Origin of the sequence: Hyalangium sp. (assembly GCF_045802625.1) — a bacterium.
Lineage (GTDB): Bacteria > Myxococcota > Myxococcia > Myxococcales > Myxococcaceae > Hyalangium.
Window position 1 is genome coordinate 53,372 of record NZ_JBJMQP010000058.1, and the last position, 20,982, is coordinate 74,353.

Here is a 20,982-nt window from a genome sequence, read left to right on the forward strand (position 1 = left end):
TCTGTCAGCGGCGCCGTGCGACGAAGAGCGTGTGGCGCGTGCCTCGGCCCTTGCCCGCGGGCACCGAGTGCGTCTCGACGTCGAAGCCCGCCTGCCCGAGCCGTGAGGTGAAGCGGTCGTCGGGGCCCGCGCTCCACACCACCAGCGCGCCACGGGGAGCCAGGGCCTCATGTGCCGCGGCGAGTCCCTGCTTGTCATAGAGGCTCGCGTTGGAGGCCCGAGTGAGCGCCGCGGGCCCATTGTCCACATCGAGCAGGATCGCGTGCCAGGGCGCTGCGCTGCGCATCACGCGCCTCACATCCGAGACCTCCACTCGGACACGTGGATCCTCCAGGGGCCGACCTGCCAGAGGGGCCAGCGGCCCTCGGTTCCACTCGACGATGGCCTCGGCCAGCTCCGCGACGACCACTTGGGCCTTTGCGCCCAAGACATCCAGCGTCGCGCGCAGCGTGTAGCCGAGCCCCAATCCACCGATGAGCACCCGAGCCCCCGAGACGGGGCTCAGGCCCGCGCACCCCAGCCGCGCCATGGCCTCCTCCGAGCCATGCACCCGCGAGGACATGAGCTCCTGGCCGTGCACGCGGATGACGTACTCGCCATCGCGGTGGTGCAGCACGAACTCACCACCGTCCGGAGCGGGCACTCGCGCGAGGACTTCCCAGGGCTTCATGCGCGGCAGGCTAGTCCAAAGGCAGGTGCTCAGCCGAACGAAGCGTCCCGGCCTCGGGTCGGCAGTGCGGAGGGCTTTCCGGAGAGCCACGCATCGGCCGCCTTCGCCGCCTCGCGCCCGTCCGAGATGGCCCAGACGATGAGGCTGGCGCCTCGGCTCGCATCGCCCGCGCAGAACACCCCGTCCGCCGAAGTCGCGAAGCGCCCGTCCACCTGCACCGCGCCGCGAGCAGTGAGCCGCACCCCCAGCTCCTCCTGAAGCTGGGCCGTGTCCGGCCCCGTGAACCCCATGGCCAGGATGAGCAGGTCCACCTCGGACACCTGCTCGGAGCCCGGCACCTCCACCAGCCGCGTGGAGCCGTCCTCCTGCCGCTGCAACTCCACCTTCACCGCGTGCAGTTGCTGGAGCCGTCCGTCGCTGCCGGACAGGTGCTTCGTCATGAGCCCGAACGCGCGCTCGCCGCCTTCTTCCTGGCTGGAAGAGGTGCGGAACACCAGCGGCCAGCGCGGCCACGGGTTGTTGGCGGCTCGTGTCATCGGCGGGGCCGGGAGCAGCTCCACCTGCGTCACACTCTGCGCGCCCTGGCGCAGCGCCGTGCCCAGGCAGTCCGAGCCCGTGTCTCCACCGCCGAGGATGAGCACCCGCCTGCCCGCGGCGTTCAGCCGAGGCTCCAGCGTGGCCAGCCCCGAGACCACCCGGTTCTGGTGCTCCAGGTACTCCATGGCCTGCACCACGCCCGCCAGCTCGCGCCCCGGCACCTCCAGCTCCCGAGCCTTCCTCGCCCCGATGGCCAGCACGAGCGCGTCATGCTGCTCGCGCAGGGCGCGGTAGCCGGGCTCCTTGCCCACGTCCACGCCCGTGCGGAACTCCACGCCCTCGGCCTCCATCACCGCCAGGCGCCGGTCCAGCACGCCCTTCTCCATCTTGAAGTCCGGGATGCCGTAGCGCAGCAGCCCACCGAGCCGATCATCCCGCTCGTACACGGTGACCGAGTGGCCCGCCCGGTTGAGCTGTGCCGCCGCCGCCAGCCCCGCCGGCCCCGAGCCCACCACCGCCACCCGCTTGCCCGTGCGCCGCGCTGGCGGCTGCGCCTGCACCCAGCCCTCCGCGAAGGCCCGCTCGGCGATCTCCTTCTCCATCTGCTCGATGGTGACCGGGCTCTGGTCGATGGACAGCACGCACGCGGCCTCGCACGGAGCGGGGCACAGCCGCCCGGTGAACTCCGGGAAGTTGTTGGTGCTGCTCAGCGCGAGGAACGCCGCCTTCCAGCGCCCGCGGTAGACCGCCTCGTTGAAGTCCGGGATGGGGTTCCCCAGCGGACAGCCCTGCTGACAGAAGGGGACACCACAGTCCATGCACCGCCCCGCCTGCCGCTTGGCCTCCTCGGCCGCCAGGGGCAGAACGAACTCGCGCGAGTCGTGGACGCGCTCGGGCTTCTCCCGCTTGGAGGCAGGGACTCGGGACCACTCCATGAAGCCGGTGGGCTTTCCCATGGCTCAGCCCTCTCCCCCGGCATGCCGCCGCTGAGGAACCATGGTGGGCGCCTTGCGCGCTGCCCGGCGCGCCTGCAGCACGCGCTTGTAGTCGGTGGGCATCACCTTCACGAACTGCGGCACCATCAGCTCCCAGTTGTCGAGCACCCGCCGCGCCAGCGTGCTGCCCGTGTGTTGGAAGTGGCGCTCGATCATCCCGTGGACGAGCCAGATCTCCGACTCGTCCACCAGGGACTCCAGCTCCACCATCTCCAGGTTGCAGCGCTTGCGGAACGAGCGCTCGCGATCGAGCACGAACGCCATGCCGCCGCTCATGCCCGCGGCGAAGTTGCGCCCCGTGGGCCCGAGCACCACCGCCACGCCACCCGTCATGTACTCGCAGCCGTGATCGCCCACGCCCTCGACGACGGCCTGGGCGCCGCTGTTGCGCACCGCGAAGCGCTCGCCGGCCATGCCTCGGAGGTACACCTCGCCGGCCGTTGCGCCATAGAGGACGGTGTTGCCCACGAGCACGTTCTCCTCGGGGACGAAGCGGCTGCCCGCGGGCGGGTAGACGATGATGCGCCCGCCGGAGAGCCCCTTGCCCAGGTAGTCGTTGGCATCGCCCTCCAGCTCCAGCGTCACCCCGCCGGTCAGGAACGCGCCGAAGCTCTGCCCCGCCGAGCCCTGAAGCCGGATGCGGATCTGCCCGTCCGGCAGTCCGCGAGCGCCGTGGGTCCGGGCGATCTCTCCGGACAGCATCGCCCCGACGGTGCGGTGGGTGTTGCTCACCGAGCGCGTCAGGATCGTGGGCGGGCCGCCCTCCAGCGTGGCGCGCGCATGCTTGAGCAGCTCATGATCCAGGTGGTCGGACACGTCCTTGCGCTGGAACGTGTCGCAGCGCCGAGGCTCGCTCTCCGGCGCCCGAGGCGGCTCCAGCAGCGCGGACAGATCCACCCGCTGGGCCTTCCAGTGCGTGGCGCCCGGCCGCTGCCGCAGCAGATCCACCCGGCCCACCAGCTCGTTCAGGCGGCGGACTCCGAGCGCCGCCATCTGACGCCGCAGGTCCTCGGCCACCATGAAGAAGAAGTTCACCACGTGCTCGGGCTTGCCCTGGAAGCGCTCTCGCAGCGCGGGATCCTGGGTGGCGATGCCCACCGAGCAGGTGTTGAGGTGGCACTTGCGCAACATGACGCAGCCCACCGCCACGAGGCTCGCGGTGGCCATGCCGAACTCCTCGCCTCCCAGGAGCGCGGCGACGAGCACGTCCCGCGCGGTGCGCAGTCCTCCGTCCACCTGCACGCGGATACGGTCTCGCAGGCCGTTGTGCACCAGCACCTGCTGCGTCTCCGCGAGCCCCAGCTCCCACGGCAGGCCCGCGTGCTTGATGCTGGACAGGGGCGAGGCGCCTGTGCCGCCCTCGTACCCGGAGATCACCACGCACCCGGCGCCGGCCTTGGCCACGCCCGCGGCGATGGTGCCCACGCCCACCTCGCTCACCAGCTTCACGCTCACCCGCGCCGCCGAGTTCACCGACTGCAGATCGTAGATGAGCTGCGCCAGATCCTCGATGGAGTAGATGTCGTGGTGCGGCGGAGGCGAGATGAGCGTCACGCCCGGGTTGGACCAGCGGACGCGAGCGATGCGCTCATCCACCTTGTGGCCCGGGAGCTGTCCGCCCTCGCCGGGCTTGGCGCCCTGGGCGATCTTGATCTGCAGCTCGACGGCGTTGACAAGGTACTCGGTGGTGACGCCGAACCGCGCGCTGGCCACCTGCTTGATGGCGCTGCGCCGCGAGTCGCCGTTCTCGTCCAGCACGTAGCGGTGGGCCTCCTCGCCGCCCTCGCCGCTGTTGGAGCGCCCGCCGATGCGGTTCATCGCGATGGCGAGCGTCTCGTGCGCCTCGGCGCTGATGGAGCCGAAGGACATCGCCCCGGTGACGAAGCGCCGGACGATCTCCTTCGTGGACTCGACCTCCTCCAGGGGGATCGGAGCGCGCCCCTCCGTGACCACCTCCAGCAGTCCGCGCAGGTTGCACAGCTCGCGCGTCTCATCGTCGGCCAGCTTCGAGTACTCGGCGAAGATAGCCGAGTCATTGCCGCGCACCGCCGCCTGGAGCTTCGCCAGGGTGGCCGGGTTCCACTTGTGCGTCTCTCCGCGGCGGCGCCACTGGTACTGGCCGCCCGAGGGCAGCAGCCCCTCCTCGGAGGCCGCCGGCGGACCGAAGCCGCGCGTGTGCCGCTCCTGGACTTCGCGGCCCAGCTCGCGCAGGCCCACGCCCTGGACTCGCGAGGCCGTGCTGGTGAAGTGCTTCTCGATCAGGCCGCGCTCCAGGCCCACCGCCTCGAAGAGCTGCGCGCCACGGTAGGACTGCAGCGTGGAGATGCCCATCTTGGACATCACCTTGAGCAGCCCCTCCTCGATGGCGTGGATGAAGTTCTGCTGCGCCTTCTCGTGATCCACCTGGAGCTCACCGGCCTCGGCCATGGCGCGCAGCGTGTCCAGCGTCAGGTACGGGTTCACCGCCGAGGCGCCGTAGCCGAAGAGGCAGGCGAAGTGGTGCACCTCGCGCGCCTCGGCGGTCTCCACCACCAGGCCGGTGTACATGCGGATGCCGTCGCGCACGAGCCGCTGGTGCACCGCCGACAGCGCGAGCAGGGTGGGGATGGGCGCGTGGCTGGCGTCCACGCCGCGATCGCTGAGCACGAGGATGCTCGCGCCCGCGTCCACCGCCTCCACGGCCTTGTCGCACAGCCGATCCACCGCGTGCTCCAGCGCGTCCTCTCCCCAGTCCAGCGGGTAGAGCAGCGACAGCACGTGCGTCTCGAAGACGCCCTCGCCGCGGATGGAGGCCAGCTTGGCCAACTGGCCGTTGGTGAGGATGGGGCCGGGCAGCGCCAGCCGGTGGCACTGCTCGGGCGTCTCCTCGAAGGTGTTGCCCTCCGGGCCCAGCTCCGTGCCCAGCGTCATCACCAACGCCTCGCGGATGGGATCGATGGGCGGGTTGGTCACCTGCGCGAAGAGCTGGTGGAAATAGGAGAAGAGGCTCGGGGCCTGATCGCTGAGCACCGCCAGCGGCGTGTCCGTGCCCATGGAGCCCACCGGCTCCTTGCCCGTCTCGCCCATGGGCTGGAGCAGCAGCCGCGTGTCCTCGTCCGTGTAGCCGAAGGCCCGCTGCAACCGCCACAGCTCCTCGCCGCCGAGCCGCGTCGGCGCGGGGACGCTGGGCAGATCGTCGAAGGTGAAGACGTTGCTCTCCAGCCAGCGGCGGTAGGGCCAGCGGCCGGAGATGTCCGCCTTGACTTCCTCGTCCTCGAGGATGCGGCCCTGGTTGGTGTCCACCAGCAGCATGCGGCCCGGGGTGAGCCGGCCCTTGCGCCGCACCTGGCCGGCGGGCACGTCGATGACCCCCATCTCCGAGGCGAGGATGACGCGATCATCGTCCGTGACGAGGTAGCGCGCCGGGCGCAGGCCGTTGCGGTCCAGCGTGGCGCCGATGAGCTGGCCGTCCGTGAAGGCGATCGCCGCCGGCCCATCCCACGGCTCCATCAGCGAGGAGGAGTACTCGTAGAAGGCGCGCAGCTCGTCGCTCATGGAGGCGTGGCCCTCCCACGCCTCCGGGATCATCATCATCATCGAGTGCGGCAGCGTGCGCCCGCCCAGGTAGAGCAGCTCCACCATGTTGTCGAACTGGGCCGAGTCACTCTTGCCCGGGACGATGAGCGGGTAGAGCGGCTCCAGGCTGCCACCGAGCCGGGCCGACTGGAGCAGCCCACGGCGGGCGTTCATCCAGTTCCGGTTGCCGCTCAGCGTGTTGATCTCGCCGTTGTGGGCGATGTAGCGGAACGGCTGCGCCAGCTCCCAGGTGGGGAAGGTGTTGGTGGAGAAGCGCGAGTGCACCAGCGCCAGCGCGCTCACGAAGTCCGGGTGCCGCAGATCCTCGTAGAAGTTCGGCAGCTGCCGGGGCAGGAGCAGCCCCTTGTAGATGATCGTCTCCGCCGAGAGGCTGGCCACGTGGAAGCGCCCCCACGAGTCCACGCCGCGCTCGCGCACGCGGTTCTCGGCGAGCTTGCGGATGCGGTACAGCTTGCGCTCGAAGGCGCTGGGCACCACGCGGCGCCGGCCCACGAAGAGCTGGCGGATGACGGGCGCCACCTCGCGCGCCAGGGGGCCCAGGTGCTCCGGCGCCACCGGCACGTCCCGCCAGCCGAGCACGCGCTGGCCTTCCTCGACGACGACCTCTTCCAGGATCGCCTCGCACACCGAGCGAGCGTAGGGATCGGTGGGCAGGAAGGTCTGCGCCACCGCGTACTGGCGGCGCGGCGGGAGCTCGATGCGGAGCCGTGCGGCCTCGCGCTCGAAGAACCGATGAGGAAGCTGGACGAGGATGCCGGCGCCGTCGCCTGTCTCGGGATCGCGCCCGGCCGCGGCGCGGTGGCTCAGCCGGTTGAGGAGCTCCAACGCATCATCGACGATGCCGCGCGACTTCTCTCCCTTGATATGGACCACGAAGCCGACGCCGCAGGCATCGTGCTCCGTCTCGGGTTCATACAGCCCGTACCGCCCCGGGACGTGCGACATCAGCTGACTCCCTCCATCGGGTGAGGCCCGAAGGTGTTCACTGGCAGACGGACCATGGTAATGCGTCGCGTCAACCTGGGGAAGGAGCGATTGAGGGGGAGCTGCCTGGAACGTTCACCCCCGAAGCAAGAGGGCGAGGGCTGGGCCATGGGCTCACGAGCTTTGATGGATTTCGCACTGCGTCAGCGTGCCGCGATGCGGCAAGCGAGGTCCGGTTGCGGGTAACGGGAGCTACGGCATGAAACGGATGATCTCGATGCCCTTTTCCGTGCCCACCGCGAAGCGGCGCCCGGCCGGATCCAGTGCGAGCGGGGGCGAGGGCGGTAGGTGGTGGATGATGCTGCTGCACTGCCGGCCCGTGGCGAGCTCGGGCCAGCGCTCCACGGTGCGGCCGGTCGCCAGCTCGATGAGCGTGGGGTGCTGGTAGAAGCTGACCACGTGGTCGCCCACCCCCAGCATCGTCCCCACAGCCGCCTCCGGTGCGACCACGGAGAGCAGGCGGCGCTCCGCGAGCGAGTACACGCCCAGGCTCCCCATGTCGTCTTGCTCTGGGGCGCGGGTGGTGCCGGGAACGGGGTCGGAGCTGAAGAGGACCAGGGTGTCCTTCTCTCCGAAGGCCGCCGAGTGCAGCTCGCAGCCCCAGTCCTCGCCCGTCTGCGGATTCTCGGCGGCGTCCAGGGACTCGGGCTGCTCGAGCGCGCGGGCGACGTCGAAGACGAACACCATGTCGATCGGGTGCCAGATCCACGCGCCGCTGAGCAGGTAGCGGCCATCGCGGCTGAACTGGAGGCGGGAGTGGAAGATGTCCGGGGACTGGCTGGTGCGCCGGGTGAGCCGCTCGCCAGTCTCGAGGTCCTCGAGCTCGAGGCGGCAGTACTCGTCGGGGCAGTGGGCCAGGAGCGTTCGGCCGCTCGGGAGCGTGTGCAGCGCGATGGGGTACTCGTAGGTGGTGGCATGGTAGAAGCTGCGGTTGAGCTCACGCAGCACCTTGCCCTCCTTCAACACCAGCCCCTTCGTGCCGAGGACCTCGTAGAGGACGCTGTACCGCCCGTCGGGAGACATCACCGCACGATCGAAGCGGTAGGCGTAGCGGACCCAGGGGTTGGTGGAGCGCCCATCGAGTCCGTGGACGATGCCACCAGAGACCCAATCGATGAGCGCGTCCCCGCACCAGCAGAGGGATTGGGGCGGGGATTCGGTCGGAATGAAGATGCGTTCGGTTTTCATGGGCGCGGTGACGGGGGCCTGCAAGGCCGCCTGACGCCTGGAGAGGCCGCACCGCGAAATGGGAGCAGGCCCGTGTTATCCCTGCGGGGCCATGGCTTCCACCGAGCGCCTCTACTACTCCGATCCCTACCTGCACCAGTTCTCCGGGCGCGTGATCGCGCACGCGGTCTGGAATGGTGCGCCGTCGCTCGTGCTCGATCGCACGGCCTTCTACCCCGAGGCGGGAGGCCAGATGGCTGATCGCGGAGTGCTGGGTGGCTTCGCGGTGCGGGACGTGCAGGTGGATGACGCGGGCCTCGTGCATCACGTCCTGGAGCTGCCCGAGGGGAAGGGGCTCCCCGAGGTGGGCGCCGAGCTGGCGGGCGAGATTGATCGGGCTCGCCGCCGCGTGCACATGGCGCTGCACACCGGCCAGCACATGCTCTCGGCCGCGCTGGTGGACGTGGCCAACGCTCACACCGTCTCCTCTCGCCTGGGCGAGACGCTCTGCACCATCGACGTGGAGCTGGACGTGCTCGATGAGGCGAAGGTCGCCGAGGCCGAGGATCTGGCGAACTCCGTCATCGATGACGACGTGCGGATCCGGGCCTTCTTCCCCACGCCCGAGGAGCTGGCGGCCCTGCCGCTGCGCCGCAAGCCCAAGGTGACCGAGAACATCCGCGTGGTGCAGATCGGTGACTTCGATGCGTCGCCCTGCGGAGGGACCCACTGCACGGGCTCGGCGCAGGTGGGGATGATCCGGGTGCTAGGGGTGGAGCGCTACAAGGGCAAGGGGCGTGTGCTGTTCTCCGCGGGGCGCCGCGCTCGGAGCGAGCTATGGCAGGAGGCCGGCACGCTGCGAGGCCTGAGCCGCGCCTTCACCTGCGGCCCGAGCGAAGTGCCGGTGGTCATCGACAAGCTCCGGCGGGATCTCACCGACACGCGCGAGGCGCTGGGCGCGGCCCGGGCGAAGCTGGCCGATCAGGCCGCGGTGGAGCTGGCCGCGGCGCTGGAGAAGTCCCCGGACCACCGAGTGGTGGCCGTGCTCGATGGCGCCAACCCCGAGTCGCTGCGCGCCATCGCCGCGAGGCTCACGTCCCAGCCGGAGTCGGTGGTGCTGCTCGCCGGCCGTGCTCCCGAGGGGCTCTCGGTGCTGATCGCCCGCGGGAGCGGCTCCAGCTTCGGGTGTGGTGCCTTCCTCAAGCGTCTGGCCGAGGCCGCCGGTGGTCGCGGAGGCGGCCGTCCCGAGCACGCGGAAGGGCGCCTGCCTCCGGGGACGGACTTCCCGGCGCTGGTCGCCTCGCTGCTTGGGTAGGAATGAGCCTTGGGGGCGCGTGGGTTGGTATCCGTTATTCGGAAAGCCCAACGGCCCGCGGAGTTGTAAGATGTGGGTTTTGTTGCATTTCACGGGCTGACAGCAGCAAGTGAGGCGGCGTGAGTACGCCAGAGACCAGCGTGAACCCTTCCATGGTGGCCGAGCAGGGAACCTCTGACAGTGGGGCGCTCTTCACTGCATTCCGAGAGGAGCGCACCTCCGATCGCCGCTGGCTGTACGCGATCGTGGCGGTGCCGCTCATCCCGCTCCTGGCGGTGCTGGCGACGTGGCTGTCCTCGCTGGGCCAGCCGGAGATGATCCGGATCGTCACCGGCCACGGGATCAAAGCGGTGAACCTGGGCATGTCCCAGGCGGAGGTGGTCGGACTGCTGGGGCGCCCCATCGGCAAGGAGACGCGGGCCGCTGACGGCGCCGACTGCTTCATGCACGGCATGTTCTCCATGACCGAGCCGCAGACCACCGTGTACATGCTCTGCTACCTGAGCGGGCAGCTGCACGACGTGACGACGCGGCGCTACTCGCTCTGGACGCAGGATCCCAGCGGCGCATTCGAGCCCGCGGGAGTGGACATGGGCCCGCCCGCGAAGCCCTGAGCGCTGGATGCGCACCAAGGCCCCGCCTCCCATCGCCCACCTGAGCGGGAAGTCCGCGCTTCCCCTCGCGGATGTCTCCAAGGTCGTCCGCATCGCGCTGCTGCACGATCTGGGCGAGGCCCGCGTCGGTGACATCACTCCGCACGACGGAGTGAACCCCACCCAGAAGCACGCGCTGGAGCGTCAGGCCGTGGAGCAGATCCTCGGCCGGCTCCCGCGAGGCGCCGAGTACCTCGCGCTCTGGGAAGAGTACGAGCGCGGCACCTCCCTCGAGGCCCGGCTGGTGCGTCAGGTGGATCGGCTCGAGATGTCGCTCCAGGCCTGCGTGTACGAGCACCAGGGCATGGGCGACCTGTCGCAGTTCTTCGCCTCGGCCCAGAAGATCATGGAGACCCCCGAGCTCCAGGCCGTGCTCGCGGAGCTTCAGGCCCTGCGGCCCTCGCGAGCTCCGGCTCCCTGAGCCTCCCCGCGGGTCATCCGAACCACTGGTTGGACGCGGGGGCGAAGACGCGGATCCGCTCGTGCAGCGAGGGCGGGACCCGCTCGCGGATCAGATCGCGCACGTGATCCGGTGAGTAGAGCTGGCTGAAGTGCATCAACACCAGCGCCTCGTTCTGGAACTGCTCCGCCCGGGCGATGATCTCATCCAGGTGGAGGTGCAGCCGCTCCTGGGTCTCCTCCACCGTGCGCTTCTCGTCCAGGTACGTGCACTCGAGGATCAGCACCCGGCTCTCGAGGATCGACGGCGCGGTCTCCAGCACCTTTGACAGTGTGTCCGTGGCGTAGGCCACCTCCAGCCGCTCGAGCTCGTCGAAGATCCCCGGCACCCCCTCGCGGCGCAGGCGGCCGATCTCTTCGCCTGGGAGGTTCTGGTGCTCGGGCTTGAGCTTCGTGATGCGCCGGAAGAACTGGTAGCCCAGCGAAGGCCCCGCGTGATGCGTCTGGAAGGCCCGGACCCAGATGTCGCGGTAGACCTTGCGCGTATCCCCATGGCGCATTGGGATGGTCTCGAGCTCGATCGCGGAGCGGTGCAGCCGCTGCAGGGCGGCGAGCGCCTCCTGGACCGCTGATTCGATCTCCGCCGGGAGGAACACCTGGGCAGGCGAGTGCTTGCCTACCAGCCCGCGAATCCCCAGCAGGGCGCCCAGGGCGCTGGCGTGGTCCGAGTGCCCGTGGCTCAGGAAGATGTGATCCGTCGTCGCGAAGGACCGCAGCGGCACCCCCGCGTCCAGCACCACGTTCAGCTCTGGCACTTGCAGCGATGTGTACACGCCTCCGATCGAGATGCCTCGGACGGTGTACGGCCCTGCCTGCACTTCGGTCAGCATGCGAGGCAACGCTAATGGCTGCCGCGCCCGAATGGGATCGGAATACGCCTCGGGCCGAGCCTCTGGAAGGCAGCAGCCCTGCTTCCGTTCGTTGGCTTGTGGCTGGAGCGCGGGATGACGACGTTCTCGGCAGAGAGGATGACCATGCGAACGATACCGATTCCGCCCGTGGTGCTCTGCTTTCTGATGCCCCTGCTTGCGCTCGCGCAACCGCAACCTGGGCTGGGGAGTGACAACCGGCAGGTCGCGCACAGTCCACAGACCTGGTTCTGGGGTGGCGCGGTGGCCCTCGCGCTCATCGCCTTCCTCTGGAGCGTCATCATCGTCTCGCGGCGCAGAGGTCCTGGCGGTCCTACCTCCGGGCCGCGTAGCTCCTGAGCCCACCGCGCGGGGCCGGGCCGCCAGGAGAGCAGTCAGGCTCGGGTGGGGCAGGGGAGATGTGAGCCGCTGAGGCGTTTGCGCCATCATGCGCCTCGTGAAGCTCGCCTGCTCCGTCATCGTGTGGCTCCTGCTCCTGGGAGCCCCTCTGCGCGCGACGGCCTTCTCGGTGGAGGCTCATCAGGCCCTCACCGAGGCCGCGCTCGACACGGCGCAGGGCGCGAAGGCGCGGCCCCTGCTTGCGGCGCACCGCAGCGCGGTGGTGCATGGCGCCACCTCAGAGGATCTCAACCTGCATGTGAAGTGGACTGGCTGGCACCACTTCTACTGCCCGGAAGGCTCACTCGATACGGCTTTCCGCCGCGCGTCCGATTCGCGGGTCCGTGAGTTGTGGGAGGAGGCGATGGAGGCCGCCCGTCACGGCGACCTGGATCGCGCCTTCGATCGTGCGGGACACCTCGTTCATCACGTGCAGGACGTGGCCTCGCCGCCTCACGTTGTGCCGGTGAACCATGGCCTCGGCGATGGCTTCGAGCGGTATGACGTCCGGGCTTCGTTGGCTCGGCTGGCGGGCCGCGAGGTGGCGCCGCTCCCCGGCGACGCGGCGCAGCAAGCGCTCGCGCGAGAGACCCTGGCCGCTGTGCGCAACGAGTCCCTGCCCACCCCGCAAGGCCCCATCCCCTGGAGTGCCTTCTGGGTGGAGCCCTCGATCCACGGCCCGGGAGCCTTCGGCCACTACGGCGCCGAGGTCGGCAACGCGTTCGGAGTCACCTCCGTGCGCTGGAAGGGAAGTGAGCACACAGTCGATTCCTCGGGGTACTCGGCGTTCATGGATGAGCGGGTCTCAGGAGCGGTCGCGTACTCCCGGGCCTTCCTCGAGTGGGCGAGTGATCAATTCGAGGAAGCGGCCGCATCCTCTGCATCCTCGGCGCCCGTGACGCTGCGCGGCTTCCACCCCGCACCGGAGCTGTCCGTGCACTTGCTGGGGGGCCTCATGCGGGACTCTCGCGGAACCACGCCCATTCTTGGCTGGAGCGCGGCGCTCCCGCTTCCACGAGCGCTCATGCTGTCCGTCAACTGGATGCGCGAGGTGGGGAGTGCTCCCGCCGCGCTCCAGCCCGCGGGCGGCTCCCTGGCGGTGCTCTCGCCGCCGCTGTGGACGGCCCGGCCCGGCTACCCGGTGGGGCTCGATCTCCGGGCCTCGGTGGGGGTGGGGCTGTTCCCCTGGGAGGGGCAACGGCGCTGGGGTGTGCCGCTCGGGCTTCGCGCGCACGCGGCCCTGGCCAGTCCCTTCTCCCTCACCGCCGAGGTGCTCTACCAGGGTCTCAAGCCCCCCGACGCGGTGTGGGCGCACAGTGTCTCTTTCACCCTGGGCATGGGTCTGGCGTGGGGGGATCGGTAGCGGGTGGTTCCGCGCGGATCCGTTTTCAGGTATTTCCCTTCGCGCCCATGATCCACTCCCACACTCCCTCTCCTGCTCTGGGGCGCCTCGGCGTCTCCAAGCTCTTCGGGGCCCTCGTTACGGGCTCCTTGCTCGTTCTCTTCACCGCTTGCAGCGATGACACCCAGCCCGACGTCTCGACGGTCCACGTGCGGCTGCTCGGCTTCAACGACTTCCACGGCAACCTGGAGCCTCCCACGGGAAGCAACGGGCGCGTCACGGTGTCGGATGGCAAGGGTGGCACCACCACCGTGAACGCGGGCGGCGCCGCCTACCTCGCCCATCACATCAACAAGCTGCGGGAGGAGGATCCCGCGCACACGGTGGTCGTGGCGGCGGGCGATCTGATCGGGGCCTCGCCGGTGGTGTCCGGCATCTACCACGACGAGCCCACCATCGACGCGATGAACATGGTCGGGCTGGATATCTCCTCTGTGGGCAACCACGAGTTCGACGAGGGCAAGGACGAGCTGCTGCGCATGCAGAACGGTGGCTGCCACCCCGTGGACGGCTGCCAGAAGGACGAGAACGGGAACGTGATTCCCTTCACCGGCGCGAAGTTCCATTACCTCTCGGCCAACGTCTTCACCGACGTGGCCGCGAAGAAGACGCTCCTGCCGGCCTACGAGATCCGCGAGTTCGACGGCGTGAAGGTGGCCTTCATCGGGATGACGCTGGAGGGCACGGCGAAGATCGTCAACCCGGCTGGCATCCAGGGCCTCACCTTCCAGGACGAGGCGGACACCGTCAACGCGCTGGTCCCGGATCTGAAGTCGCAGGGCGTGGAGACCATCGTGGTGCTGATCCACGAGGGCGGCCTCCCGGTGGGCCTGTATAACGAGTGCACCGGCGTCTCCGGCGCCATCGTGGACATCGTCCACCGGTTCGATCCCGCGGTGGATGTGGTCATCTCGGGCCACACGCACCAGGCGTACAACTGCCGCATCGACAACAAGATCGTCACCAGCGCGCTCAACTACGGGCGGGTCCTCACCCAGGTCGATCTGGAGCTGGATCGCAACACTCACGATGTGGTGCACGCGCAGGCGAACAACCTGATCGTCACCCACGACAACGCGGATAACGCCATGGATGTGTTCGTCAAGGGCTACGTGGCCAAGTCCTCGGCGCAGGCCAAGACCGTGGTCGGCAACACGCCCGTAGTGCTGAAGGCGCCCGTGCGCCCGGTCCCGGCGGGCGAGTCGGGTGAGTCCTCGCTCGGCAGCATGATCGCGGACGCGATGCTCTGGGCCACCAAGGACGAGCAGAAGGGTGGAGCCGTCATCGCCTTCCAGAACGCGGGCGGTGTTCGCGCGGAGCTCGACGTCGGAGACATCACCTATTCCGAGATCTTCGCCGTGCAGCCCTTCGCCAACAACCTGACGACGCTGACGCTCACCGGTCAGGACATCAAGGATGTGCTGGAGCAGCAGTTCGCGCCGTACCAGTCGGCCGGTCCCCTCGTCATGCAGGTGTCCGAGGGCTTCTCCTACACGTGGTCGGCTTCGGGCCCAGTGAACGGCAAGATCGATCCGGCGTCCATCATGCTCAACGGCGCGCCGATCGATCTGGCTACGAGCTACCGTGTGACGGTGAACAACTTCATGGCTGCGGGCGGCGACGGCTACACGGTCTTCACGAAGGGGAAGGACGTGCTCACGGGCCCGATTGATCTCGACGCGGCCACCGGCTACCTGAGCACCCACAAGCCGCTGTCTCCGCCCTCGACTGGGCGTATTGTTCGCGTGCCGTAAGACGTGACGCCGCTCCCCTGGTCGCGGGCCGGGGGAGTGGGCCTCTTCATCCCGTGGAGCCCCGCCATGCACCTGAGCGAATACGCGACGTTCGATGGATTGGGCCTGGCGGAGCTCGTGAGACGGCGAGAGGTGAAGCCCGAGGAGCTGGTCCAGACCGCGCTGTCGGCCATCGAGGCGGTGAACCCCTCGATCAACGCCGTTATCGGCTTGGTGGATCCCGGGAGCACGCTGGAGAAGGGGCTGCCTCAGGGGCCCTTCTCTGGAGTTCCCTTCCTCCTGAAGGATCTCGTGCTGCACATGGCGGGCGTCCCGACGGATCTGGGGTGCCGGCTGTTTCAAGGCCTGGTGGTGCCTCACGACACCACGCTCATGGCGCGCTACCGGCAGGCCGGAGTCGTCCCGCTGGGACGGACCAACACGCCGGAGCTGGGCTTCAACGCCACCACCGAGCCCGTGCTGTATGGCCCCACCCGCAACCCGTGGCACCCCGAGTTCAGCTCGGGAGGCTCCAGCGGGGGCTCGGCGGCGGCCGTGAGCGCCGGCATCGTCCCGGTGGCCTATGCCAATGATGGGGCGGGCTCCATCCGCATCCCCGCGGCCCTGTGTGGCCTCTTCGGGATGAAGCCCACGCGGGGGCGCACGCCCGCGGGGCCCGATGTGGCGGATGGGCTGAACGGGCTCGGGGTGGAGCACGTCCTGTCGCGCTCGGTCCGTGACTGCGCGGCGATGCTGGACGCCACGCGGGGCCCGGACGTGGGGGATCCGTACACCCTTACTCCTCCGGAGCGGCCGTATCTGGAGGAGGTGGGGCGCGAGCCTGGGCGGCTGCGCATCGCCGTCTCGCGAGCGTCCGCCTCGGGAGCGGTGGCCGACCCCGAGTGCGTGGCCGCGGTGGAGAGCGCGGCGAAGCTGTGCCAGGAGCTGGGCCATGACGTCGTCGAGACATCGCCCCGCTATAGCCTCGAGGCGCTCGAGGAGGCCCTGGTGGCGATCTGGAGTTCCGCGACGGCGACCTGGGTGGATGGGCTCTCGGCGATGATGGGGCGCAAGCCCGGGCCGGAGGTGCTCGAGGCGTCCGTCTGGGCCACCGTGGAGCATGGGCGCGGTGTGAAGGCGGTGGCGCTGCAGAGGGCCTTCGCGATCATGAACCACGTCTCGCGGGATCTGGGGCGCTTCTTCGTCGAGCATGACGTCCTGCTCACGCCGACGCTGCCGGTGGCTCCGTACCGGCTGGGCACGCTGAACGCGAACGCTCCGACGACGGTGCAGGAGTGGATGAAGCGGCTCTTTTCGTTCTGCGCCTTTACCACCGTCTTCAATGTCACGGGCCAGCCAGCCATGAGCGTGCCGCTCCATTGGAGCGATCAGGGCCTGCCGGTCGGCGTGCAGTTCGCGGGGCGCTTGGGCGACGAGGCGACGCTGTTCCGCCTGGCCGGGCAGCTCGAGCGGGCTCGGCCGTGGGCTCGGCGCAGGCCGCCCATTCATGTCGCGACGGCGCACGGTCGCTCCACGTGAGGGGCATCCACCGGAACCGGGTGAGGCTGGAGCGCATGGCGCCTGCGCCGTAGCGAGAGGAGGAGACCAGCGCCATGCGGCTCACCTTGCACCGCGGCGTCAGCCTGGCGGTCCTCGCCTCGGCTCGAACCGAGGCGGAGCATCATGAGGACCTGGGGTGCAGCATCCAGGGGCCTGCCTCTCGGCCGGTGCGGCGGGCGCACCTCGCGTTGAAGCGGCAGCTCGCGGCGCTGGGAGCGGAGCGCGCGCTCCAGGAGGCCCGCCCGCTGATTCGCTGGTTGGAGGAGACGCCTCGTTACGCCGCGCTCTGCGAGGGCCAGAAGCGGCGCGGAGGCCGGCGGGTGCTGCGGCGCGAGGTGCTGTTCCCGGACGCCTCACGCCACCAGCCGCGGGTGCTGCACCTGCGCCAGGAGCAGCTCGGGCTCGACGTTCCGGTGAAGCGGGGAGAGTGGCCGGGGATCTCGGAGCTGTTCGCCACGCTCGCCCGTGGGGCCAGCCGCGCCGAGCTTCGGACCCTCGCCGCGAATCCCTCGATCGGAGAGCTGATCTCCGACATGGCGGGAGCCGGGTGGTTGGTGCGCCATGAAGGGCCCATCGAGGTTCCGGAGCCCGGGGCGTTCTTCGTGGGGCACAACACGGTGCTGGTGGCGGGCCGCGAGGCTCGGATCCTGGTGGATCCGTATTTCCGGCCGATGAGCGGGATCGATCCGCCGGGCTACCCACCGGTGCAGCCACGGGACCTGGGGCCGATCGACGCGGTGCTCATCACGCACTCGCATGGAGACCATTTCCACCTGGGCTCGTTGCTGCAGCTCCCGAGGGACACCCGCATCTTCGTCCCAGCGGTGGAGCGCGAGAGCCTCTTCTCCACCAATTGTGTGCTGCGGCTGACCCAGCTCGGTTTCACGCGGGTCGAGCCGCTGCACTGGGGCGAGGAGCGGAGGGTGGGTGATGTCATCGTCCGTGCGCTCCCGTTCCACGGCGAGCAGCCGACTGATGAACAGGGGCTCTACCCGGATCTCTTCAACGAGGGGAACACCTGGCTGGTGCGGACGCCGGGCTTCTCGGCGGCCTTCTTCGCGGATGCCGGGCACGACTCGCGGGGCCACATGCGCGCTGTCTGTGATCGAGTCCGCGACGAGGGCCCGGTGGACGTGCTGTTCTGTGGCGTGCGCGGCTTCAAGCTCAAGCCGTTGTTCTTCGGTTTCACCACGCTGGATGCGTTCCTCGTGGATGTCCCCCAGGATGCGCTCACCCGGCCCCAGCAGCTCATGGCCGGTCCCGAGGAGGCGCTCGAGTTCGGCGAGCGGCTCGGCGCGCGCTACGTCGTCCCCTGCGCCGATGGTGGAGCGCCGTGGTACTGGCGAGAAGGGATGGGGCCGCGCTACCCGGACTATCCCGGCGAGCCCGTGAGCGGCGCCAGCACCCTGGACGAGAACCCGGATGCCGATCCCTATCCAGAGCGGTTGGAGCAGGTCTACCGTCAGCGGCGGCATGGCCCTCGCGCCCTGCTGCTCCGACCCGGTGAGGGCCTGCGCTGGAGAGGGCGGAAGGCTCCGGAGCTCGTTCGCCAGCCAGGGTTCCTCTGGCCGTTCGGCGGTCCTCCGTGATCTCGTGACACCCTCCTCGAGCTTGAAGGTATGAACTCTCTCGAACTGTCTCCTGAAGACTTCCGACGTCTGGCGGACCGTGTCTCGGCGATGGCTGAGCAGTGGCTCGCCGGGCTCGACTCCCGGCGGATCGCCCCCGCTGTCACCGGAGCCGCGACCGAGTCCCTCTTCGCCGAGGGACTGCCCGAGGCCGGATTGAAGGAGGCGGCGCTCGAGGCCCTGGCTCCGGTGTTGGAGGCGGCCCGAGCGGGCAATGGGCGATTTCTCGGCTACGTGCTTGGGTCGGGCGAGCCCGTGGGGGCGCTCGGGGACTTCCTGGCCAGCGTGCTCAACCAGAACGTCACCGCGTGGAGATCCTCACCCTCGGCGGTGAGCATGGAGCGCGCCGTGGTGCGGGGCCTAGCCCATGCGTTGGGCTGTCACGGCTTTTCCGGAAGCCTCACTGGAGGTGGCTCGGCGGCCAACCTCATGGCCTTGACCATGGCGCGCGAGGCCCTGGCTCCCGCCAACGAGGAAGGCGCCTCCTCGGGAGTCCTGTACGCCTCCGCTGAGGTGCACATGTCCATCCCCAAGGCCGTGGCGCTGCTCGGCCTGGGGCGCAGGAACCTGCGGCTCATTCCCACGGATGCGGAGTGGCGGATGCGCCCCGAGGCACTCGAGCAGGCCATCGAGGAGGATCTCTCGGCCGGCCGTCGGCCCCTTGCGATCGTCGCCACCGCGGGCACCGTCAACATCGGCGCCGTGGATCCGCTCCCCGCTATTGCGGAGGTGGCCCGGCGCCACAAGCTGTGGCTCCACGTGGATGGGGCCTTCGGTGCGTTCGCCGCGCTGGCGATCCCCGAGCGCTTCGAGGGGCTCGCGCGTGCGGACTCGGTCTCGATGGACGCGCACAAGTGGCTCTACCAGCCCGTGGACTGTGGGGTGCTTCTCTTCCGGGAGGCCAGCGCTGCCCGCCGCGCCTTCTCGTTCTCGGGCGACTACGTGAAGGCGGCGAGCACTGACTCGGTGGAGGGCTTCGCGTTCTTCGATGAGTCGATGGAGCTCTCGCGCAGATACCGTGCGCTCAAGCTGTGGCTGTCCGTGCGCTATCACGGCCTCGGGGCCTTCCGTGACGCGATACGCCGTGACCTGGAGCACGCCCAGCAGCTGGCCGAGGCTGTGCGGGCCGAGCCTTCCCTGGAGCTGCTCGCGCCCGTGCCCTTGAGCGCGGTGTGCTTCCGCTACGTCCGCGATCTGCCCGAGTCCGAGCGCGATGCCTTCAACGCTCGGCTGCTCGCCCGGATCAACGCACGGGGCCGGGTGTACCTCTCCAACGCGACGCTGTCCGGGCGCTACGCCCTGCGCGCCTGCTTCGTGAACCACCGCACCACCGCGGAGGACGTCCGGACCGTGGTGGCGGAGGTGCTCACCGCCGCGAAGGAGCGCTGAGGCGGATTCAAGCCAAGGGAGCAGCCACGCGTTATACAGAGGGGACCGCCGCATCCTGGCGGGCCGCAGAGCCTGGAGAGGAGCGACCGCATGGTGGACAAGCTGAAGCTGAGCGATGCCGAGTGGCGTAAGCGCCTGACGCCCGAGGAGTACGACGTGCTGCGCAACCACGGCACGGAGTACCCAGGCACGGGGTGCTTCCTCGGTACCAAGGAGCCGGGGACGTACGTGTGTGCGGGCTGCGGCAATCCGCTCTTCAAGGCCGGGGTGAAGTTCGAGTCCGGCACGGGCTGGCCTTCCTTCACCCAGCCCATCGGCCCGGACGCGGTGACGGAGCGCCGGGATGTCTCGCACGGCATGGTGCGCACCGAGGTGAGCTGCGCCCGATGCGATGGGCACCTGGGGCATGTCTTCCCGGACGGTCCGCCGCCCACCGGGCTGCGCTACTGCATGAACTCGGTGTCCATGAAGCACGTGCCCGAGGGTCAGCCCCTCGTGCTGGTGAAGGCGTAGGCCGTCCTCGGCGCGCGCCCGAGCCCGCGAAGGGCCGGAGGCCATCCGCTCCGGCTCACCGCTGGTGGTGGTTCGGGCAGCGGCCGCAGTGATCCGAGAGGTGGAGCGCGTACACCACGCCTGCCTCCTCGTTGCGCGAGAGCAGCTCCTGGGGCCTGGCCTGAAGCTCTCGCGCGAACGCCTTCACCGCCGTCCACGCGGCCTTCGGATCCGAGGAGAAGACCGCGCCGTGGGCCGCGTCCTCCCATTGCAGCGTGCTCATCCAGTAGTCCCAGCGGCCGTCGGCGGCGGACTCGGGGAGGGCCACCTCCGACACTCGGGCCTCCTTGAACAACGGCTTCACCACGAGGCCGGTCTGGTAGCGGTCCACATCGAGCGGCAGCTCGAACACGAACAGGCGCCCGGGCGGCGCGCCAGACGAGGCGTGCACCGTCACCTTCATTCGTGAGGGCCGTGGGAAGGCGTCCTCCAGGCGAGACGTGGCCTTCAGGTGGTTGGTGATCACCTCCTCGTGCTCGCTGAGGGTGTTGTCCACGGCGACCTTGTTGCGCAGGACGTTCTGTTTCTCCTTGGCGTCGTACTCGGAGAGATCCGAGAGGCACACGTCACAGGGAGAGGAGAGCCCCGTCACCAGGGCGCAGACGTTGCCCGTGGGCTTGGGGAACTCACCGTCTGGCGTGAAGTCCACCTGCTCGATCTGGGACTCCAGGGGAGAGCCCGAGCAGCCGTAGATGCTCGTGACCGTCTCGAGCTTCCACCCCTTGCCCGCGGCGCCCCGGGCCCCTGCCGGGTCCGTCTCCTTCAGCCGGACGGCCGCCGCGACGGCCAGTGGGTACCGCTCGCCCTGGAAGGCTTCGTCGAACAGGGCCGTGGCTACCGGAGAAACCTCCTGGGGCGCGGCGACGGTCAGGGCCCGCTTGAGCAGCTCCAGCCGCTTGTCGCCGTGCTCCTCCTTCGAGAGCGCGTTCACCTTGGCCAGATGCTCGGTAGCGCTCGGACGCTTCGCCTGGAGCGTGGAGAGCTGCATGTATCCCCGTGCGCGTCCGCTCCGCTGGGCCGGCGAGAGCGCCGCGGTCTCGCCCGCGTCCACCTTGGCGAGATCCCCGAGGTCCACTGCCATCCACGGCGTCTTCTTCGGGATCAGCGCCACCTGG

General features: G+C 69.5%; 15 protein-coding genes. 9 read left to right on the forward strand and 6 right to left on the reverse strand.

Annotated elements, in window-relative coordinates:
• Positions 1-4: 4 nt before the first annotated feature.
• The 4 genes from ACJ8AT_RS12325 to ACJ8AT_RS12340 form a co-directional block, all read right to left on the reverse strand.
• Positions 5-670, reverse strand: a complete 666-nt coding sequence (locus ACJ8AT_RS12325; protein ID WP_407737893.1) for a hypothetical protein — start codon at positions 668-670, stop codon at positions 5-7.
• 29 nt (positions 671-699) lie between these two features.
• On the reverse strand, positions 700-2,163 hold the full coding sequence (locus ACJ8AT_RS12330; protein WP_407737894.1) for a glutamate synthase subunit beta: 1,464 nt from the start codon (positions 2,161-2,163) through the stop codon (positions 700-702).
• Between the two features lie 3 nt (positions 2,164-2,166).
• The gene (gene gltB / locus ACJ8AT_RS12335) at positions 2,167-6,723 is read right to left on the reverse strand and encodes a glutamate synthase large subunit (protein ID WP_407737895.1); all 4,557 of its coding nucleotides are present in this window, start codon (positions 6,721-6,723) and stop codon (positions 2,167-2,169) included.
• Between the two features lie 231 nt (positions 6,724-6,954).
• Complete coding sequence (locus ACJ8AT_RS12340; RefSeq protein WP_407737896.1) at positions 6,955-7,950, reverse strand: hypothetical protein; 996 nt, start codon at positions 7,948-7,950, stop codon at positions 6,955-6,957.
• A 91-nt stretch (positions 7,951-8,041) separates the two neighbouring features.
• Here ACJ8AT_RS12340 and ACJ8AT_RS12345 point away from each other — a divergent pair, with 91 nt between their 5' ends.
• From ACJ8AT_RS12345 to ACJ8AT_RS12355, 3 genes are all read left to right on the forward strand, one after another.
• Positions 8,042-9,244, forward strand: a complete 1,203-nt coding sequence (locus tag ACJ8AT_RS12345; protein WP_407737897.1) for an alanyl-tRNA editing protein — start codon at positions 8,042-8,044, stop codon at positions 9,242-9,244.
• Positions 9,245-9,363: 119 nt separating this feature from the next.
• Positions 9,364-9,858: a hypothetical protein gene (locus ACJ8AT_RS12350; RefSeq protein WP_407737898.1), complete on the forward strand. Its 495-nt coding sequence runs from the start codon at positions 9,364-9,366 to the stop codon at positions 9,856-9,858.
• A 7-nt stretch (positions 9,859-9,865) separates the two neighbouring features.
• A complete protein-coding gene (locus ACJ8AT_RS12355; RefSeq protein ID WP_407737899.1) occupies positions 9,866-10,318 on the forward strand; it encodes an HD domain-containing protein in 453 nt (150 codons plus the stop codon).
• Between the two features lie 13 nt (positions 10,319-10,331).
• Here ACJ8AT_RS12355 and ACJ8AT_RS12360 read toward each other — a convergent pair whose 3' ends face one another.
• Positions 10,332-11,186 (reverse strand): MBL fold metallo-hydrolase, encoded by an 855-nt coding sequence (locus ACJ8AT_RS12360; protein ID WP_407737900.1) that lies wholly within the window; start codon positions 11,184-11,186, stop codon positions 10,332-10,334.
• Positions 11,187-11,652: 466 nt separating this feature from the next.
• Here ACJ8AT_RS12360 and ACJ8AT_RS12365 point away from each other — a divergent pair, with 466 nt between their 5' ends.
• From ACJ8AT_RS12365 to msrB, 6 genes are all read left to right on the forward strand, one after another.
• Positions 11,653-12,966, forward strand: coding sequence for a hypothetical protein (locus ACJ8AT_RS12365; RefSeq protein ID WP_407737901.1), 1,314 nt, complete (start codon positions 11,653-11,655; stop codon positions 12,964-12,966).
• 47 nt (positions 12,967-13,013) lie between these two features.
• Complete coding sequence (locus tag ACJ8AT_RS12370) at positions 13,014-14,759, forward strand: bifunctional metallophosphatase/5'-nucleotidase (protein ID WP_407737902.1); 1,746 nt, start codon at positions 13,014-13,016, stop codon at positions 14,757-14,759.
• 66 nt (positions 14,760-14,825) lie between these two features.
• The gene (locus tag ACJ8AT_RS12375) at positions 14,826-16,277 is read left to right on the forward strand and encodes an amidase (protein ID WP_407737903.1); all 1,452 of its coding nucleotides are present in this window, start codon (positions 14,826-14,828) and stop codon (positions 16,275-16,277) included.
• 74 nt (positions 16,278-16,351) lie between these two features.
• Positions 16,352-17,887 carry an MBL fold metallo-hydrolase gene (locus tag ACJ8AT_RS12380; protein WP_407737904.1) on the forward strand — a complete coding sequence of 512 codons (1,536 nt, stop codon included), beginning with the start codon at positions 16,352-16,354 and terminating at the stop codon, positions 17,885-17,887.
• A gap of 30 nt (positions 17,888-17,917) precedes the next feature.
• Positions 17,918-19,315: a pyridoxal phosphate-dependent decarboxylase family protein gene (locus ACJ8AT_RS12385; protein WP_407737905.1), complete on the forward strand. Its 1,398-nt coding sequence runs from the start codon at positions 17,918-17,920 to the stop codon at positions 19,313-19,315.
• A gap of 90 nt (positions 19,316-19,405) precedes the next feature.
• On the forward strand, positions 19,406-19,828 hold the full coding sequence (gene msrB, locus ACJ8AT_RS12390; protein ID WP_407737906.1) for a peptide-methionine (R)-S-oxide reductase MsrB: 423 nt from the start codon (positions 19,406-19,408) through the stop codon (positions 19,826-19,828).
• A gap of 55 nt (positions 19,829-19,883) precedes the next feature.
• Here the strand turns inward: msrB and ACJ8AT_RS12395 are convergent.
• A partial coding sequence (locus ACJ8AT_RS12395; RefSeq protein ID WP_407737907.1) for a hypothetical protein occupies positions 19,884-20,982 on the reverse strand: 1,099 nt, incomplete at its 5' end.

Coding starts and splice junctions, on each gene's coding strand:
- ACJ8AT_RS12325 (WP_407737893.1), bottom strand. CDS start 670: ATGAAGCCCTGGGAAGTCCTCGCGCGAGTGCCCGCTCCGGACGGTGGT.
- ACJ8AT_RS12330 (WP_407737894.1), bottom strand. CDS start 2,163: ATGGGAAAGCCCACCGGCTTCATGGAGTGGTCCCGAGTCCCTGCCTCC.
- gltB (WP_407737895.1), bottom strand. CDS start 6,723: ATGTCGCACGTCCCGGGGCGGTACGGGCTGTATGAACCCGAGACGGAG.
- ACJ8AT_RS12340 (WP_407737896.1), bottom strand. CDS start 7,950: ATGAAAACCGAACGCATCTTCATTCCGACCGAATCCCCGCCCCAATCC.
- ACJ8AT_RS12345 (WP_407737897.1), top strand. CDS start 8,042: ATGGCTTCCACCGAGCGCCTCTACTACTCCGATCCCTACCTGCACCAG.
- ACJ8AT_RS12355 (WP_407737899.1), top strand. CDS start 9,866: ATGCGCACCAAGGCCCCGCCTCCCATCGCCCACCTGAGCGGGAAGTCC.
- ACJ8AT_RS12360 (WP_407737900.1), bottom strand. CDS start 11,186: ATGCTGACCGAAGTGCAGGCAGGGCCGTACACCGTCCGAGGCATCTCG.
- ACJ8AT_RS12365 (WP_407737901.1), top strand. CDS start 11,653: ATGCGCCTCGTGAAGCTCGCCTGCTCCGTCATCGTGTGGCTCCTGCTC.
- ACJ8AT_RS12370 (WP_407737902.1), top strand. CDS start 13,014: ATGATCCACTCCCACACTCCCTCTCCTGCTCTGGGGCGCCTCGGCGTC.
- ACJ8AT_RS12375 (WP_407737903.1), top strand. CDS start 14,826: ATGCACCTGAGCGAATACGCGACGTTCGATGGATTGGGCCTGGCGGAG.
- ACJ8AT_RS12380 (WP_407737904.1), top strand. CDS start 16,352: ATGCGGCTCACCTTGCACCGCGGCGTCAGCCTGGCGGTCCTCGCCTCG.
- ACJ8AT_RS12385 (WP_407737905.1), top strand. CDS start 17,918: ATGAACTCTCTCGAACTGTCTCCTGAAGACTTCCGACGTCTGGCGGAC.
- msrB (WP_407737906.1), top strand. CDS start 19,406: ATGGTGGACAAGCTGAAGCTGAGCGATGCCGAGTGGCGTAAGCGCCTG.